The organism is Tatumella citrea (genome assembly GCF_002163585.1).
GTDB classification, from domain to species: Bacteria; Pseudomonadota; Gammaproteobacteria; order Enterobacterales; family Enterobacteriaceae; genus Tatumella; species Tatumella citrea.
This window is the reverse complement of the sequence record NZ_CP015579.1, coordinates 436,900-452,423: the sequence shown is the minus strand read 5'-3', so window position 1 is coordinate 452,423 and position 15,524 is coordinate 436,900. Positions and strand designations below refer to the sequence as shown.

The 15,524-nt window shown below is 53.1% G+C and carries 11 protein-coding genes; 7 read left to right on the top strand and 4 right to left on the bottom strand.

From position 1 onward, the window contains the following. Positions 1 to 56: 56 nt before the first annotated feature. Genes A7K98_RS02245 through A7K98_RS02230 form a run of 4 tightly spaced genes read left to right on the top strand, consistent with a single transcriptional unit; the run spans position 57 to position 3,910 of the window. Entirely contained in the window at positions 57 to 1,079 is a 1,023-nt protein-coding gene (locus tag A7K98_RS02245; protein ID WP_087487094.1) for an ABC transporter permease, read from the top strand. Next, positions 1,076 to 1,969, top strand: coding sequence for a D,D-dipeptide ABC transporter permease (gene ddpC, locus A7K98_RS02240; protein WP_087487093.1), 894 nt, complete (start codon positions 1,076 to 1,078; stop codon positions 1,967 to 1,969). The genes A7K98_RS02245 and ddpC overlap by 4 nt, the downstream gene beginning before the upstream one ends. Further along, positions 1,969 to 2,955 (top strand): ABC transporter ATP-binding protein, encoded by a 987-nt coding sequence (locus A7K98_RS02235; protein WP_087487092.1) that lies wholly within the window; start codon positions 1,969 to 1,971, stop codon positions 2,953 to 2,955. The genes ddpC and A7K98_RS02235 overlap by 1 nt, the downstream gene beginning before the upstream one ends. Beyond that, positions 2,948 to 3,910, top strand: a complete 963-nt coding sequence (locus tag A7K98_RS02230) for an oligopeptide/dipeptide ABC transporter ATP-binding protein (protein WP_087487091.1) — start codon at positions 2,948 to 2,950, stop codon at positions 3,908 to 3,910. Before A7K98_RS02235 ends, A7K98_RS02230 begins: the two co-directional genes overlap by 8 nt. A gap of 11 nt (positions 3,911 to 3,921) precedes the next feature. On the opposite strand, the gene A7K98_RS02225 is transcribed toward A7K98_RS02230, so the two are convergent. Further along, entirely contained in the window at positions 3,922 to 4,869 is a 948-nt protein-coding gene (locus A7K98_RS02225; protein ID WP_087487090.1) for an FAD:protein FMN transferase, read from the bottom strand. Beyond that, positions 4,866 to 7,661 carry a flavocytochrome c gene (locus A7K98_RS02220; protein ID WP_087487089.1) on the bottom strand — a complete coding sequence of 932 codons (2,796 nt, stop codon included), beginning with the start codon at positions 7,659 to 7,661 and terminating at the stop codon, positions 4,866 to 4,868. The genes A7K98_RS02225 and A7K98_RS02220 overlap by 4 nt, the downstream gene beginning before the upstream one ends. A gap of 617 nt (positions 7,662 to 8,278) precedes the next feature. Here A7K98_RS02220 and A7K98_RS02215 point away from each other — a divergent pair. The 3 genes from A7K98_RS02215 (at position 8,279) to ahr (ending at position 12,765) form a co-directional block, all read left to right on the top strand. Next, the gene (locus tag A7K98_RS02215; protein ID WP_232461582.1) at positions 8,279 to 9,793 is read left to right on the top strand and encodes an anion permease; all 1,515 of its coding nucleotides are present in this window, start codon (positions 8,279 to 8,281) and stop codon (positions 9,791 to 9,793) included. Between the two features lie 150 nt (positions 9,794 to 9,943). Continuing rightward, complete coding sequence (gene fumA / locus A7K98_RS02210) at positions 9,944 to 11,590, top strand: class I fumarate hydratase FumA (protein WP_087487088.1); 1,647 nt, start codon at positions 9,944 to 9,946, stop codon at positions 11,588 to 11,590. 155 nt (positions 11,591 to 11,745) lie between these two features. Then, positions 11,746 to 12,765 carry an NADPH-dependent aldehyde reductase Ahr gene (ahr, locus tag A7K98_RS02205; protein WP_087487087.1) on the top strand — a complete coding sequence of 340 codons (1,020 nt, stop codon included), beginning with the start codon at positions 11,746 to 11,748 and terminating at the stop codon, positions 12,763 to 12,765. A gap of 50 nt (positions 12,766 to 12,815) precedes the next feature. On the opposite strand, the gene A7K98_RS02200 is transcribed toward ahr, so the two are convergent. Continuing rightward, a complete protein-coding gene (locus tag A7K98_RS02200; RefSeq protein ID WP_087487086.1) occupies positions 12,816 to 13,919 on the bottom strand; it encodes an oxidoreductase in 1,104 nt (367 codons plus the stop codon). Positions 13,920 to 13,952: 33 nt separating this feature from the next. Further along, positions 13,953 to 15,425 carry an MFS transporter gene (locus A7K98_RS02195; protein WP_087487085.1) on the bottom strand — a complete coding sequence of 491 codons (1,473 nt, stop codon included), beginning with the start codon at positions 15,423 to 15,425 and terminating at the stop codon, positions 13,953 to 13,955. Between the last annotated feature and the right edge of the window lie 99 nt (positions 15,426 to 15,524).

Sequence of the window (15,524 nt, the reverse complement as noted above, 5' to 3'; positions counted from 1 at the left end):
TAAGCAATTCGTCCTGATGGTTCGGGGCCGGTTCCGGCCCCGCTAAGGAAGCAATGATGAGTTTCTGGAGTTTAATCAGACAACGGAGCTGGGGGTTATTGCTGGTTGTCACCGGGGTCTGCATGATTACTTTTATTATCTCGCATCTTATTCCCGGCGACCCGGCTCGTCTGCTGGCAGGTGACCGGGCCAGCGATGAAATCGTTCAGCATATCCGCGAACAGCTGGGGCTGAACCTGCCGCTCTGGGAGCAGTTTCTCAGATATATGGAGCAGCTGTTGCATGGTGATCTCGGTACCTCAATCCGTACCGGACGACCGGTACTGGAAGATCTAAAAACTTATTTTCCGGCCACGCTGGAACTGGCCTGTTGTGCATTGCTTATTGCCCTGCTGGCAGGTATCCCGCTCGGGGTGTTGTCTGCCGTGTATAAAAACCGCTGGCTTGACCATCTGGTGCGGTTACTTGCCCTGACCGGTATCTCTACCCCCGCTTTCTGGCTGGGGCTGGGAGTTATTGTGCTGTTCTACGGCAAGCTGAATCTGCTGCCCGGTGGCGGCCGGCTGGATGACTGGTTAGATCCGCCACAGCGGGTAACCGGTTTTTACCTGATCGATTCCCTGCTCAGCGGCGATATGGATGTGTTCGTCAATGCGCTGCAACATTTGATTCTACCGGCCACTACTCTGGCTTTTGTGCACCTCGGTATTGTGGCACGACAGATTCGTTCCGCCATGCTGGAACAACTGAGTGAAGATTATATCCGCACTGCCCGGGCCAGCGGCCTGAGCCGGTTTACTGTCGTGGTGCGTTATGCATTGCCTAATGCCCTGATCCCTTCGGTGACAGTGCTGGGGCTGGCTCTGGGAGATTTGCTGTACGGAGCTGTGCTGACCGAAACCGTGTTTGCCTGGCCCGGGATGGGAGCTTATGTCGTCAGTTCTATTCAGGCACTGGATTTTCCGGCGGTGATGGGCTTTGCGATTGTAGTCTCGTTTGCTTATGTGCTGGTCAATCTGCTGGTCGACCTGCTGTATTTATGGATTGACCCGCGCATGGGTCGGGGAGCAGATAAATGACAATTTCCGGTCAACCTGCCGTAATCAAAAGCCCGCCCAGGTGGAACGGCGTCTGGAGGCGACGTTTGTGGCTTATCAGCAGAAGCCCGCTGACCGTGGCCGGAGGGATCATTATTGTCCTCATGCTGTTGCTGATGATCTTCGGGCCGTGGATTGTCCCTCAGGATCCCGACGCAATTAATCTGGCAGCCCGTTTACAACCGCCAGGCAGTGCCCACTGGTTTGGTACCGATGAAGTGGGGCGTGATCTGTTTAGCCGGGTGATTGCCGGGGCGCAACAGTCGGTCGCTGCCGGGTTAGCCGTAGTGCTGATCGCAGGGATCAGTGGATCGCTGCTTGGCTGTTTGTCCGGCGTATTGGGTGGCCGTGGCGATGCGCTGATTATGCGGCTGATGGATATTATGTTATCCATTCCGTCGCTGGTACTGACAATGGCACTGGCTGCCGCGCTGGGCCCGAGTCTGTTTAACGCCATGCTGGCAATCGCTATCGTCCGGATTCCCTTTTATGTCCGACTGGCGCGGGGTCAGACACTGATTGTCAGGCAGCATACCTTCGTCGAAGCGTCAAAAACCTTCGGCGCCTCGCGCTGGCACCTGATCAGCTGGCATATCCTGCGTAATGCCCTGCCTCCGTTGGTGGTACAGGCCTCGCTGGATATCGGCAGTGCCATTCTGATGGCCGCAACATTAGGATTTATTGGCCTGGGAGCGCAACAGCCCACGGCGGAATGGGGAGCAATGGTCGCCGTTGGCCGCAATTATGTGCTTGATCAGTGGTGGTATTGCACTTTCCCGGGGGCGGCTATTCTGATTACAGCCATTGGCTTCAATCTGTTTGGCGACGGAGTTCAGGATCTGCTTGATCCCAAATCCGGAGGGCGAAATTAATGAACCACAGAGTATTGACCATCGAAAATCTGCGGCTGAGTTTTCCTGTTTATCAGGGCGAAGTCAGCGTACTCAACAATGTATCACTGCATATTAATGCCGGAGAAATTGTCGGTGTGGTCGGTGAATCTGGTTCAGGGAAATCAGTCACTGCAATGCTGTCAATGCAGCTGATACCGCAAAACAGCTACCGGATTCACAGTGGCAGCCTGGAGCTGTTGGGGACTGACGTATTGCGTGCCAGTGAAACCGGAATGCGTAAACTGCGTGGCAATAAAGTCGCCATGATATTTCAGGAGCCGATGACAGCCCTGAATCCGACCCGACGCATCGGCCGGCAGATGGAAGACGTTATCCGTCAACACCGGCCCCTGAACCGGAAGCAGGCACGGGAGCGGGCACTGGAACTGCTCAGTGATATGCAGATAGCCGACCCGGCAACCGTGATGCAACGTTATCCGTTTGAATTATCTGGTGGGATGCGGCAGCGGGTAATGATCGCGCTGGCCTTCTCCTGTGATCCGGAACTGCTGATTGCCGACGAGCCTACCACCGCGCTGGATGTGACAGTACAGCGCCAGGTACTGCGGTTACTGAAACAAAAAGCCGCAGCCACCGGTACCGCCGTGTTGTTTATCAGCCACGATATGGCAGTTGTTTCTCAGATCTGTGACCGGTTGTATGTCATGTATGCCGGTTCAGTGATCGAAAGTGGCCCCACTGCCCCGTTGCTGAGTACACCTTCTCATCCGTACTCTGCCGGGCTACTCAGCTGTTCGCCGGAAGGCAGCATTCCTCGCGCGGAACTGACCTCGATTCCCGGAACGGTCCCCAATCTGGCAAAGCTGCCGTCTGGCTGCGCTTTCCGCGAACGCTGTTTTGCCGCCGGAGAAGCCTGCGGTAAGGTTCCGGAGCTACAGCCGCATACAGCTCCTGCCAGGCAGGTGGCCTGTTGGTACCCTCAGACGGAGAGCAACCATGTCTGATACCTTATTAGCACTGAAAAACGTACACGTTAATTTTCCGGCCAAAACTAACTGGCGCGGCAAGGCGACCGGGTTTGTGCATGCACTGAACGGCCTGGATATGCAGATCAGGCGGGGTGAAACGCTGGGGATAGTCGGTGAATCCGGATGCGGAAAAAGTACCCTGGCGAAATTGCTGATGGGCATGCTGAAACCCACCTCGGGTGCGGTTGAGCTGACCCGCACTCCAAACTCCTGGCTGGGTCGGGGAATGCAGATGGTATTTCAGGACCCGTTGTCTTCGTTAGACCCCCGACTGCCAACCTGGCGAAGTATCACCGAACCGGTATGGATACAGTCTCATAGTTCTGAAAAAGAGCGCCGCGCCCTGGCAGCCGAACTGGCCGAAAAAGTAGGTATTCGCCCTGAGTATCTGGATCGGCCGCCACATGCTTTTTCCGGCGGGCAGCGACAACGCATTGCTATCGCTCGCGCCCTGTCCGGGCAACCAGATATTATGGTACTGGATGAACCTACTTCGGCGCTGGATATTTCGGTACAGGCACAGATTCTGAATTTGTTGGTCCAACTACAGCAACAGCGCAACCTGACCTATGTTCTGATCTCTCATAATGTGTCGGTGGTCCGTCATATGAGTGACCGGGTGGCGGTGATGTATCTTGGCCAGATCGTCGAAATTGGTGAAACAGCGCAGGTGCTGGACTCCCCGCAACATCCCTACACCCAACTGCTGATGGATTCGGTACCACGTATCGGGACAGGTCTGGAAGGCGTACCGGATAACAATGAGCTGCCAGGCAACCGCCATTTACCAGAAGGTTGCTACTTCAGAGAACGCTGCCCGTATGCCACCGCTCAGTGCAGTGAACCTCAGCCGTTGCGTAACCTGTCTGACGGACATGCGGTTCGTTGCCATTTGCCGGAACCGGAACAGAGTCTGCCGTTAACGGCCTGATAGCAGATGGCTCAGGCTGTCAGAGGCCGGAAACTAAATTGCCGCTGCGACGGGCAGACTATCTGTCCGTCGCGGGTAATAAACAGGGCTTCAATTGCCGGGTGCTCAACCAGCCAGTCGCAGGCAGCCTGTAGTCCCATGCCATATAACTGAGAGCTGTAAATCTCACCGTCTGTCGAACACTCGCTGATCACGGTCACGCTAAGCAGATCGTTATCCAGTGGATAGCCGGTACGCGGATCGAGAATATGGTGATAGTGGCGGCCCTGGTAAACAAAAAAGCGTTCTCCTACCCCCGAAGTGACCACCGAACGATTCGCAAGAGTAATCACACCGCACAAGGCACCGTCGGCAGAAAAAGGTTGTCGTACCCCGACATTCCAGCAACCAGAGAGGCTGCCGTCAGGAGATCCCATCACCCGGATATTCCCCCCCAGGTTGATCATTGCGTTTCTCACTCCGCGTACACGCAGGCATTCACACAACACGTCGGCAATATAACCTTTAGCAATTGCTCCGACATCAATCTCCATACCCGGCAGGGTAAGGAACAGCGAACAACTGTCCCGGTCGGCAATCACCGCCCGCGGATCAGTCAGTGCCAGTAACGCTTTAATCTCAGTGGCTGGCGGTAACGAATCACCACCGAATCCAATTTTCCAGCGTTTGACCAGCGGACCAATGGCCAGGTTAAAGCAGCCGCCCTGCAGGCTGACCTGCAGGGCGGTTTCTGTCAGCGAAAATACCTGCCGGTCAACCACTACCGGATGTTTACCAGCGGCACGGTTAACCGCCATCAGTTGTGAATCCGGCCGGTTAACCGTCAGCAAATCTTCCAGTTGCTTAATTTTGGCAAACAGCTGGCGCGCCAGTTGCGGGTTGTGTTCTGTGAGCTGTATTTCGATATCCGTGCCCATCATCACCGCACGATAGCTGCAACGGCCTTGCCGGTCGGTCATTTTTCCTCCCGGGCCCGGCGACGGACGTAATCCGCAGCACTGTCTCCGGCAACGCGGCCAAAAATCACAATATCGGCCACGGCGTTACCGCCAATCCGGTTACCACCATGAATGCCCCCGACCACTTCACCAGCAGCAAATACCCCGGCCAGCGGTTGTTGTTGCTGATCAAGAACTTCGGCACGGGTATTTATCGTTACTCCACCCATGGTGTGGTGAACCCCCGGAGCAATACGAATGGCATAAAATGGCCCGTGATCCAGTGGTTGTCGCAGTGCGGTGGTCCGGCCAAAAACATCCGGCTGTTGTTTCAATACCACACGATTGTAATCTTCCAGGGTCTCCTGCAATGCGGCAGCATCCATTGCCAGTACGTCTGCCAGCTCTGCTGGGCTGTCTGCGCTGATCACAAAACCGCGCGAAATATAGGTTTCGGTGGCTTTATTCTGCTCACGCACCTGCTGGTCGAAAATAATCCATGCCGAATGCTCTGCTAAACCGATAATTTTTGCCGAGACTTTATCACGGGTATCCATTTCATTAATAAAGCGTTTCCCCTGCTGGCTGACCAGAATGGCCCCACCGCCGCGAATCGCCTCAGAAATCAGGTAAGAGGTGGTCTGTTCAACGGTCGGGTGAATCTGAATTTCCCCCATATCCACCGTACCAGCGCCAAGTGCCTGCAACAGTGCAATGCCACTCCCGGTGGCTCCGGCATGATTGGTGGTGACAAACCCTGCCAGTTCCGGACGATAATGCACCACCATCTGCGGGTTAGCACTGAATCCGCCGGTTGCCACAATCACGCTGCGGGTACGAATTTGCAGGGTTTCGTTTTGCGCCGTTTCTACTGTTACGGCAGAGACTTTGCCGGACTGACAGTGAATTGCCGTCACACTGCTCTCAGTCATAATCTCAATCGAAGACTGCTGCTGAACGTTTTTTAATAATCCGCTGACCAGATAACCCCCGACCGCCGAAGCGTCTGCCGGACGATGAGTCCTGTCGATGCTCATCCCCCCGGTAATGGTGATATCGCTTAATACAATCCCGTGGTCAGCCAGCCAGTCGATAGCCAGCGGAGCCTGCTCGACAAAAGCACGCAGCAATACGGTGTTATTCTTGCCCTGGCCGCCTTTCAGCGTTTCTTCATAAAACAGCTCTTTGCTGTCACGAATTCCTTTCACTTCCTGGAAACGGGTTTCCGCCGCATTCATGCCGACTGACGCTTTCAGGGTATTTCCCCCCGGCACCGGCATTTTTTCGACAATCAGTACCCGGGCACCCTGTTCGCTGGCCTGAATAGCCGCAGTCAGCCCGGCACCACCGCTGCCGACGACCACGACATCGTAGCCGGAAGAGCCATCTCCCCCCTCCTGTTTCTGACGCTGGCGCGCCGAAGCCATCATGACTCTGGCCACGGCTTTCTTCACCGCCTCACTCTGGGTCGTCGCACCGGTGACTGCATCAACATACGGGCTGTTGGCATCGATGATCCTTGAGCGCAGTTCCATAAAATGAGTAGTAAACTCAACATCCGCCGTTTCTGGCAGTTCCATCGACAGATCGGTGATTCGTTCATCAGACAGGGTCACCGTCAGCCGGCAATCACCCTGTTGGTCCTGCAATATCTCACTGAACTCTCCGGCGGCGAATTTCCCTCCTGCGAGGCTCATATCCCGCACCATGGCGGCCACCTGCGGGAAGTACCACAACGGTTCCGGAATAAACAATGCCTCGCGCTTACTGCTGTCGATGGCAAATGCCAGCCGTTGCCCGGCCAGCAGTTTCCGGCACCAGTCAGGGCTGGCAATCGCTGCTCTGCCGACAGCCACCAGCGAATAGCCATGTTCCAGCGCCTGTCTGGCCATCTCTCCACTAATAATTCCGCCGACACCAATCACCGGTACAGACTTCAGGGTGTCGGTACCCTCTGCCATATATTTATCAATCAGCGGCCGGGGATCATCGATATCGTTCAGAGAGCTGCGCAGCGTGTTGTTCATGGAGAAATGCAGATAATCCAGCCCCCGGGCTGCCAGCTTGTCCAGCAGATACAGGGTATCGGCAAAACGAATCCCCGGTTGTTCGGTCTCTTCCGGCGAAAAACGATAGCCGATAATAAAACCGTCACCGGCATATTGCCGGGCCATTTTCCGGGCAATATCTAACACTGCCAGCGGGAAGCGGGTACGTTTTTCCAGACTGCCGCCCCACTCGTCTTCCCGGCGGTTCGCATGGGGAGAGAAGAACTGCTGAATCAGGTAAGTATTGGCGCCGTGCAGTTCAACCCCGTCAAATCCGGCGCTAATGGCTCGGCGTACCGCCAGACCAAATTTGTCTACCATTTCACTGACTTCTTCACCGCTCAGTGCCCGTGGTACCGGCATCCCGTCTCTTGGCATAGCCACTGCTGACGGGGCCACCGGCTGACGACCGCCAATCAGCAACGGTTCGCTCATCCGCCCGCCGTGATAAATCTGCAATACTGCTTTAGAGCCACGTTCTTTAATTGCGGTCGCGATTTTCTGTAAACCGGCAATTTTATTATCGCTGTCGATACCCAGTGCCCCGGGAAAAGCCGGGCCGTTATCCTCGACATAGCAGCATTCCACAATCACTGCTGCGGCATCACCAGCCCGCTGACGATAGTATTCCACCAGCTCAGAGGTCACACTGCCATCATGAAAGCCGGCACAGGTTGTCATCGGTGCCATGACAAAACGATTTTTCAGGGTAGCACCACAGGACAGGATTAACGGTTCTGAAGGCTGCAGGTCAGGATGAGGCATGGTTTACTCCGGAAAATGTCAGATGCTTTAAATTTCATAAAATCATGGGATGGCACAATGTTTATTCATCCCCGTAACAGATACCAGAATTCAACCACAGACAATCTGCCAGACATATGACGTAAATTAATTAAAACCGGAAAAAATTGAAAAAATAAAAAATATTCGCGCATCAGCCACGCTAATCTCTGTAGCGCAAGAAATCCTGAAATCGATTATTCTTAACAATTAATGAAAATATTAATAACAATAGCGAATGACAATAAAAAAGCATATAAAAACAAGTAATTATTTATTTCCGGCTTTAAATAACCCCGGAAGCAGATTTTTATTCTGCAACAGAATCAATCACTAATAATTAAAATGATATTTTATGGTCAGCATAAACTTAATTTAAAAAATAAAAAAATAATTATGTTTCGTTGATCCGGATCAACGGCAAAAAACAGAGAGCAACGATGATAGAAATACTTTATCCGTCAGGCAGATGAGGTACCATGACTTTGATAATAATAGCCTCCGACAATCCGGATAATCTGTAATACCCGGCCGGCACCGGACATGAAAATAATCTGTACGCTGCTCCCTGAATAATTAAACCACCTACAGAAAAGACTATGAACGTAAAATTAACTACTCCGCCGCCGGTGACGGGAACTCCCCCTCCCGCAGGCAAAAAAAATCGTCTGTTATTGCTGCTTCTGCCGATCGTTGTAGCACTGTTGATATTATGTGTTCCGGTACCCGAAGGATTACCGCCTTATGCCTGGCATTTCTTCGCTATTTTCGTCGGAGTAATAGTCGGCCTGATCTTTGAACCACTGCCTGGTGCGGTGATCGGCCTGACCGGGGTGGTGGTCATTGCTCTGTTTAGCCAGTGGTTGCTGTTCAGCCCACAACAACTGGCTGCGCCTGGCTTTAAACTGGCTGGTCAGTCATTTAAATGGGCAGTCAGTGGTTTCGGCAATTCAACTGTCTGGCTGATTTTCGGGGCGTTTATGTTTGCCGCCGGCTATGACAAAACTCAGTTTGGCCGTCGGCTGGCGCTGATTCTGGTGAAATATCTGGGACGCCGCAGTCTGACTCTGGGCTATGCAATTACCTTTGCGGATTTGTTACTGGCGCCATTTACCCCGTCCAATACCGCCCGTAGCGGTGGTACTATCTATCCGATTATTGCCAACCTGCCACCACTGTATGGCTCAAAACCAAATGACCCGAGCGCACGGCGCATTGGCTCGTATCTGATGTGGGTGGCGATTACTGCCGCCTGTATCACCAGTTCGATGTTTTTATCGGCACTGGCCCCTAACCTGCTGGCCCTCGCGCTGGTAAAAAGCATCACCGGCATTACCATCTCCTGGGGCAGCTGGTTTATTGCCTTCCTGCCACTTGGGGTGATTCTGATTCTGGCAATGCCACTGCTGGCTTATCTGTTTTATCCGCCGGAAGTAAAACTGAACGACGAAGTTCCACGCTGGGCCACCCGCGAGCTGGAAAAACTCGGTAAATTGTCACGCAACGAAATCCTGCTGCTGGTGTTTGTCTGTTGTGCTCTGGCGATGTGGATTTTTGCGGCTAACTGGATTGAACCAGCAATGGCAGCACTGCTGGTCATCACCCTGATGCTGTGGACCGGTGTACTGAGCTGGAGTGATATCACCGGCAATAAACCTGCCTGGAACACCTTTGTCTGGTTTGCCACCCTGGTAGCCCTGGCCGACGGCCTCTCATCTACCGGTTTTATCGGCTGGCTGGGTAAAGAAGGCGGAGCCCTGATGGGTGGGATCTCTCCTGGCGTTGCCTGTATTGTGTTAGTGGTGGCTTTCTATCTGCTGCACTATCTGTTTGCCAGCACTACGGCTCATACCACCGCTCTGCTGCCAGCTATGCTGACTATCGCGGCTACCATTCCTGGCATGGATATGCAGGTATTCTGTCTGTTGATGGTCACATCTTTGGGCGTAATGGGCATTATCACCCCTTACGGGACTGGACCAAGCCCGATATACTATGGCAGCGGCTATCTGCCCACCGCCGATTACTGGCGCCTGGGAACCATTTTTGGTGCGATTTTCCTCGTGGCATTACTGGTTATCGGCTATCCATGGATGGTAATGGTGTTTGGCTGACAGAGCAGGTTTATCGCTGCAGGTATTAATGCGTTAAAAGATTATCCCCCCGCGGCAGGCAGAGATCGTCAGACGGGGGGAAATAATAATTACCATCAGTATTTTGCGAAGCGCAACGGTGTTCCGTTGCTGCCGGTTAAGTGAGAAAACATGTCGAATACACCTTTCCATTATCAGGATCCCTTTCCGTTAGCTAAAGACAATACCGAATACTACCTGTTGAGTAGTGATTATGTATCGGTTGCTGAGTTTGACGGCCAGGAAATCGTTAAAGTTGAACCACAGGCACTGACTCTGCTGGCTCAGCAAGCCTTTCATGATGCCTCTTTTATGTTACGCACTGCGCACCAGCAGCAGGTTGCGGCAATTCTGGATGACCCTGAAGCCAGCAAAAACGATCACTATGTCGCATTACAGTTTCTGCGTAATTCAGAAATCGCGGCTAAAGGCGTACTGCCCACCTGTCAGGATACGGGTACCGCCATCATTATGGGTAAAAAAGGCCAACAGGTCTGGACCGGTGGCGGTGATGAGCGGCATCTGACAGAAGGCGTGTTTAATACCTTCCAGCAGGACAATTTGCGTTATTCACAAAATGCCGCTCTGGATATGTATAAAGAGGTCAATACCGGCACTAACCTGCCAGCGCAGGTAGATCTCTACAGCGTAGATGGTGACGAGTATAAATTTCTTTGTATCGCCAAAGGTGGCGGCTCAGCCAACAAAACTTACCTGTATCAGGAAACTAAGGCACTGCTTAGCCCTGGCAAGCTACAGCAGTATCTGACCGACAAAATGCGTACCCTGGGAACCGCTGCCTGCCCGCCTTACCACATCGCGTTTGTCATCGGCGGTACATCGGCCGAAAGCACCCTGAAAACCGTAAAACTTGCCTCAACCCATTACTACGACGGGCTGCCGACCGAAGGTAATCGGTATGGCCAGGCTTTCCGCGATACTGAACTGGAACAGGCACTGCTGAAAGAAGCGCAGAACCTTGGGCTGGGTGCACAGTTTGGTGGTAAATATTTTGCCCATGATATCCGTGTGATCCGCCTGCCTCGCCACGGCGCCTCCTGTCCGATAGGGATGGGTGTCTCCTGCTCGGCTGACCGGAATATCAAAGCTAAGATTAACCGCAAAGGTATCTGGATTGAGAAACTGGAGCATAATCCGGCCCGTCTGATTCCTGAACATCTGCGCGAAGAGGGTGAAAGCACCGTCGTTGAGGTCGACCTCAACCGCCCGATGCCAGAGATTCTGGCACAGCTGTCGGAATATCCGGCCTCTACCCGCCTGTCGTTAAACGGCACAATTATTGTTGCCCGCGATATCGCTCACGCCAAACTTAAAGAGCGGCTGGATAACGGTGAAGGTCTGCCGCAGTACATCAAAGATCATCCGGTTTACTATGCAGGCCCGGCCAAAACGCCGGAAGGTTATGCTTCCGGTTCACTCGGCCCGACCACTGCCGGACGAATGGATTCTTACGTTGATCTGTTACAGTCGCACGGCGGCAGTATGATCATGCTGGCGAAAGGTAACCGTAGCCAACAGGTGACCGATGCCTGCCGTAAACACGGCGGTTTTTATCTGGGCAGCATCGGTGGTCCGGCAGCGGTACTGGCACAGCAGAGCATAAAAAGTCTGGAGTGTGTCGAGTATCCGGAACTGGGTATGGAAGCTATCTGGAAAATCGAAGTAGAAAACTTTCCGGCGTTTATCCTGGTGGATGACAAAGGCAATGATTTCTTCAGCCAGATTCTGCAAAATCAGTGTGCGGCCTGCACAAAATAACCGCAAACACCCCCGGCCTGCGTCCATCGCAGGCCATTTCCGCAATAACGGATAACCCTTCAGCAAACGAATGTAATACTCTCAGCGGCGATTTTTTTTTGTGGCTGTTGCACAATGTCCTACACTGACAGCCACATCCCCGACAGGAGAACATCATGAGCAAGATTAAAAGCTATGCCGCCGCACAAGCGGGTGCAGAACTTGAACTGTACGAATATGACGCCGGTGAGCTGGCTGCCGAAGATGTTGAAGTACAGGTGGAATACTGCGGTATCTGCCATTCTGATTTATCAATGATCGATAATGAGTGGGGAATTTCACAATATCCGCTGGTTGCCGGTCACGAAATTGTCGGCCGTGTCCATGCACTGGGCAGTTCTGCACAGAGCAAAGGTCTGAAAGTGGGACAGCGGGTCGGTATTGGCTGGACTGCACACAGCTGCGGGCACTGCGATGCCTGTATCAGCGGCAGCCAGAGTAACTGCCAGCAGGGAACCGTTCCGACCATTCTGAATCGCGGCGGGTTTGCAGAAAAACTCCGCGCCAACTGGCAATGGGTGATTCCACTGCCTGAAGCACTGGATGTTGAATCAGCCGGTCCGCTGCTTTGCGGTGGTATCACGGTATTTAAACCACTGTTGCAGCATAATATCACTGCCACCAGCCGTGTCGGCGTGATTGGCATCGGTGGTCTGGGCCATATTGCCATCAAACTGCTGCATGCGATGGGCTGCGAAGTAACTGCATTTAGTTCTTCCCCGTCGAAAGAGCAGGAAGTGCTGGCAATGGGTGCCGATAAAGTGATTAACAGCCGCGATCCGCAGGCTCTGACAGCACTGGCGGGCCAGTTTGATCTGATTATTAACACCATTAATGTCGATCTGGACTGGATGCCGTACTTCCAGGCGCTGGCCTATAACGGTAGCTTCCATACTGTGGGTGCAGTGATGAAGCCATTCTCAGTTCCGGCATTCACCCTGATTTCCGGTGACCGCAGTGTTTCCGGCTCATCGACCGGTTCACCGCATGAACTGCGCAGCCTGGTAAAACTGGCGGCCCGTTCCGGAGTGAAACCACAGACTGAACTGTTCCCGATGTCAAAAATTAACGATGCGATTCAGCATGTTCGTGACGGTAAAGCCCGTTACCGCGCCGTGCTAAAAGCCGATTTTTGATCCAACGAAAAAGGCCCGTCATACGGGCCTTTTATTCAACTGCTTGCCGGTTATTCGCCGGTTTTACCCGCCTGCTCTATCGCGGCCATCGCCTGATACAGGCTGTCGGCAGTCACTTTCACAGGCAGTAAATGGATGGTTTCATGCGAACGTAAAGTATGGGCAATCATCCGGTCCATCTCATCACGCTTATGCAAATCCACTCCCAGCTCAACCAGGGTCACTGGCAGTTTCAGCTGGCGATAAAAGTGCAGTAGTTTGCGGATATCCTGCTGCTGATTCAGTAACGCCGCCTGTACCAGAATTCCGTAAGCAACCTTAATCCCGTGCAGGATAGTATGAGTCTGCGGCAGTACCGTCAGCCCGTTATGTACGGCATGAGCGGCCGCCACACGGGTAAAGCGTTCACCCAGGCCACCAATCAGCCCGCCACCGGCAATAATTGCATCAACGATCGCAATAAAACGGGCGGTTAGCTGATGTTGCTGCTGATCACGCAGTGCTCCGGCACTGTCGCTGAACAGCAGATCACGTAATCCTTCGGCCATTTTTAAGGCAGTTTTTGCCAGGTAAGGTACGCTGTCTGCCTGCTCATCCGGCAGCAATACTCGTGCTTCGTACCATTTCGCCAGCGTATCACCAATACCCGCCAGTAAATATTCAGCAGGCGCCTGCAATATGATTTCCGGCTCGACCAGTACCAGGTGATTAGACTGTTTGAAAATTTCATAACCAACATTGCTGCCTTCCGCGTTATACCAGACGGACAATGGCGTCCAGGCGGCACAGGTCGCGGCAATGGTAGGAATGAGCACTACCGGCAGTTTCAGTCGATCAGCAAGTGCTTTGGCGGTATCCATCACGGTTCCACCACCGATGCCAATAATCACTTTACGGCTGTCACCGGCCTGAGCAATCAGCTGGCTGATTAACGGTTCACTGCAATGGTCCCGCACACAATGCTTCTCTGCGGAAGCGGCAGACCAGACAGACGGCAGAAACGATTCTGTGGCCGCGATGGCGCGTTCGCCGTACAGCCAGAACGCCTGTTGCAAATCGGACTCTGAGTAGAAGTTTTCCAGTTCACGCAATGCGCCGGGAAAGCAGTAATAGTTTGCCGGACCGGGAACAACCTGAATTTCTGTAAATGACATCATTAACTCCCTGACAGGTGCTTTTTATTAGTTTTATTTAGTAACTTGCTGATAATCTTCGGCATCAACATCGTAGCCTGACGGTTCCCAGCGAATGATAAATAACGCCAGCAGACCGATGACCGGGGACAATGCAATCACCCAGAACAATCCGGTATCCAGGTTGGCGGTCAGGATTGGGAACAGAAACAGTGCCAGTGTGGAACTGAAACGAGTGATGGTCTGGTTAAGCCCAACACCGGTACCACGAATAGAGGCCGGATAGCTGAGAGAGGCGTATACCATGGTGTGAGCCCCCGGACCAAAGCCCTGCCCCAGCAGAAACAACGCCAGAAAAGCACAGCAGATCATCGCCTGAGCAGTATCTTCCGGACGTCCTGCCAGTGCCAGCCCCAGTAAAGCCACCAACTGACAACCATAACCGGCAATGGTCATACTGCGGGCACCCAGTTTAGGTACCAGTCGTACCGCAGCCAACCCACCAGTAAAGGCAAACAACAGGTTCAGTGCCAGTGATACCAGAATGGTTGTCAGCATTGACTGCTTAAACAACGTTGAGATGATAATTGGCAGACCAAAAGCGATAGCCGCATAAGCAAACGGCGAGACAAAAGACATCACGCTGGTCAGAATAGTGCGGCTCAGATAACGCCCCTGTAACAACACTCCGTAGCTCTTCCAGCCCGCCTTACGGGAGGTTGCTGGTGCACTGCTTTGTTGCGGAATATCTGTCGCAACCGTCGCAGGGATATTGTACGCCGTCTGTAAGATCTTCGCGGCAGAGGCTAAATCGCCCTGCTGTGCGGCCCATACCGGTGATTCTGTCATATAGCGTTTACGGACTGTCAGAATGATCAGGGCAGGAACTGCACCGAACCCGACAATATAACGCCACAGGTACTCACTCTGGGTAGCCGGCAGCAGATAGAACAATCCGAGTACCAGCAGGTAAGAGACCGATATTGCGGCATACCAGGTGGGACACCACATCGCCACACTGGCAGCTTTATTCCCCCGCCCTTTCAGACGCGAAAACTCGGCCAGGAAGGCCATTGCTACCGGTAGATCAATACCGATTCCCAGCCCCATAATAAAGCGACTGATCCCCAGAACTTCAGCATTCGGCGCCAATGCACCGAGCAGAGCAGCGAAAACGAAGAAAAACATGTCGGCCATAAACACACGGTAGCGACCGATTTTATCTGTCAGATAACCACCGATCACGGCACCGACAATTGCGCCGATGGTGATAGCTGAAACCACCAGGCCAATTCCTTCCGGAGAAAGGCCAAACTGGCGGGTGATATCTTTAACCCCGAACGCCAGCGCGCCGAGATCGTAAGCATCAAGGAATACCCCGCCTAAGGCGATGGCCACGATAATACGGGCGTTAGTTTTGGCGTGGGTTGAAGTGTTAACCAGCTGGCTGACATCCGCCGCGCTGCGAATAACATTATTGCCTGGAGTGGCGATATCCGGCGATAAACCGGCAGAAAGTTGCGTCATAGTTTGCGAAATTTATCAGTTATATTTTATCGGAAGAATGTGGAGTAAGACGTTTGGACGTCTTAATGTCCAGATTTCCATAAATAGCAAAAAATCGCA

What these genes read in the sequence shown, in the direction of transcription:
- A7K98_RS02245 (WP_087487094.1), top strand. Translation starts at nt 57, where the DNA reads ATGAGTTTCTGGAGTTTAATCAGACAACGGAGCTGGGGGTTATTGCTG.
- ddpC (WP_087487093.1), top strand. Translation starts at nt 1,076, where the DNA reads ATGACAATTTCCGGTCAACCTGCCGTAATCAAAAGCCCGCCCAGGTGG.
- A7K98_RS02235 (WP_087487092.1), top strand. Translation starts at nt 1,969, where the DNA reads ATGAACCACAGAGTATTGACCATCGAAAATCTGCGGCTGAGTTTTCCT.
- A7K98_RS02230 (WP_087487091.1), top strand. Translation starts at nt 2,948, where the DNA reads ATGTCTGATACCTTATTAGCACTGAAAAACGTACACGTTAATTTTCCG.
- A7K98_RS02225 (WP_087487090.1), bottom strand. Translation starts at nt 4,869, where the DNA reads ATGACCGACCGGCAAGGCCGTTGCAGCTATCGTGCGGTGATGATGGGC.
- A7K98_RS02220 (WP_087487089.1), bottom strand. Translation starts at nt 7,661, where the DNA reads ATGCCTCATCCTGACCTGCAGCCTTCAGAACCGTTAATCCTGTCCTGT.
- A7K98_RS02215 (WP_232461582.1), top strand. Translation starts at nt 8,279, where the DNA reads ATGAACGTAAAATTAACTACTCCGCCGCCGGTGACGGGAACTCCCCCT.
- fumA (WP_087487088.1), top strand. Translation starts at nt 9,944, where the DNA reads ATGTCGAATACACCTTTCCATTATCAGGATCCCTTTCCGTTAGCTAAA.
- ahr (WP_087487087.1), top strand. Translation starts at nt 11,746, where the DNA reads ATGAGCAAGATTAAAAGCTATGCCGCCGCACAAGCGGGTGCAGAACTT.
- A7K98_RS02200 (WP_087487086.1), bottom strand. Translation starts at nt 13,919, where the DNA reads ATGTCATTTACAGAAATTCAGGTTGTTCCCGGTCCGGCAAACTATTAC.
- A7K98_RS02195 (WP_087487085.1), bottom strand. Translation starts at nt 15,425, where the DNA reads ATGACGCAACTTTCTGCCGGTTTATCGCCGGATATCGCCACTCCAGGC.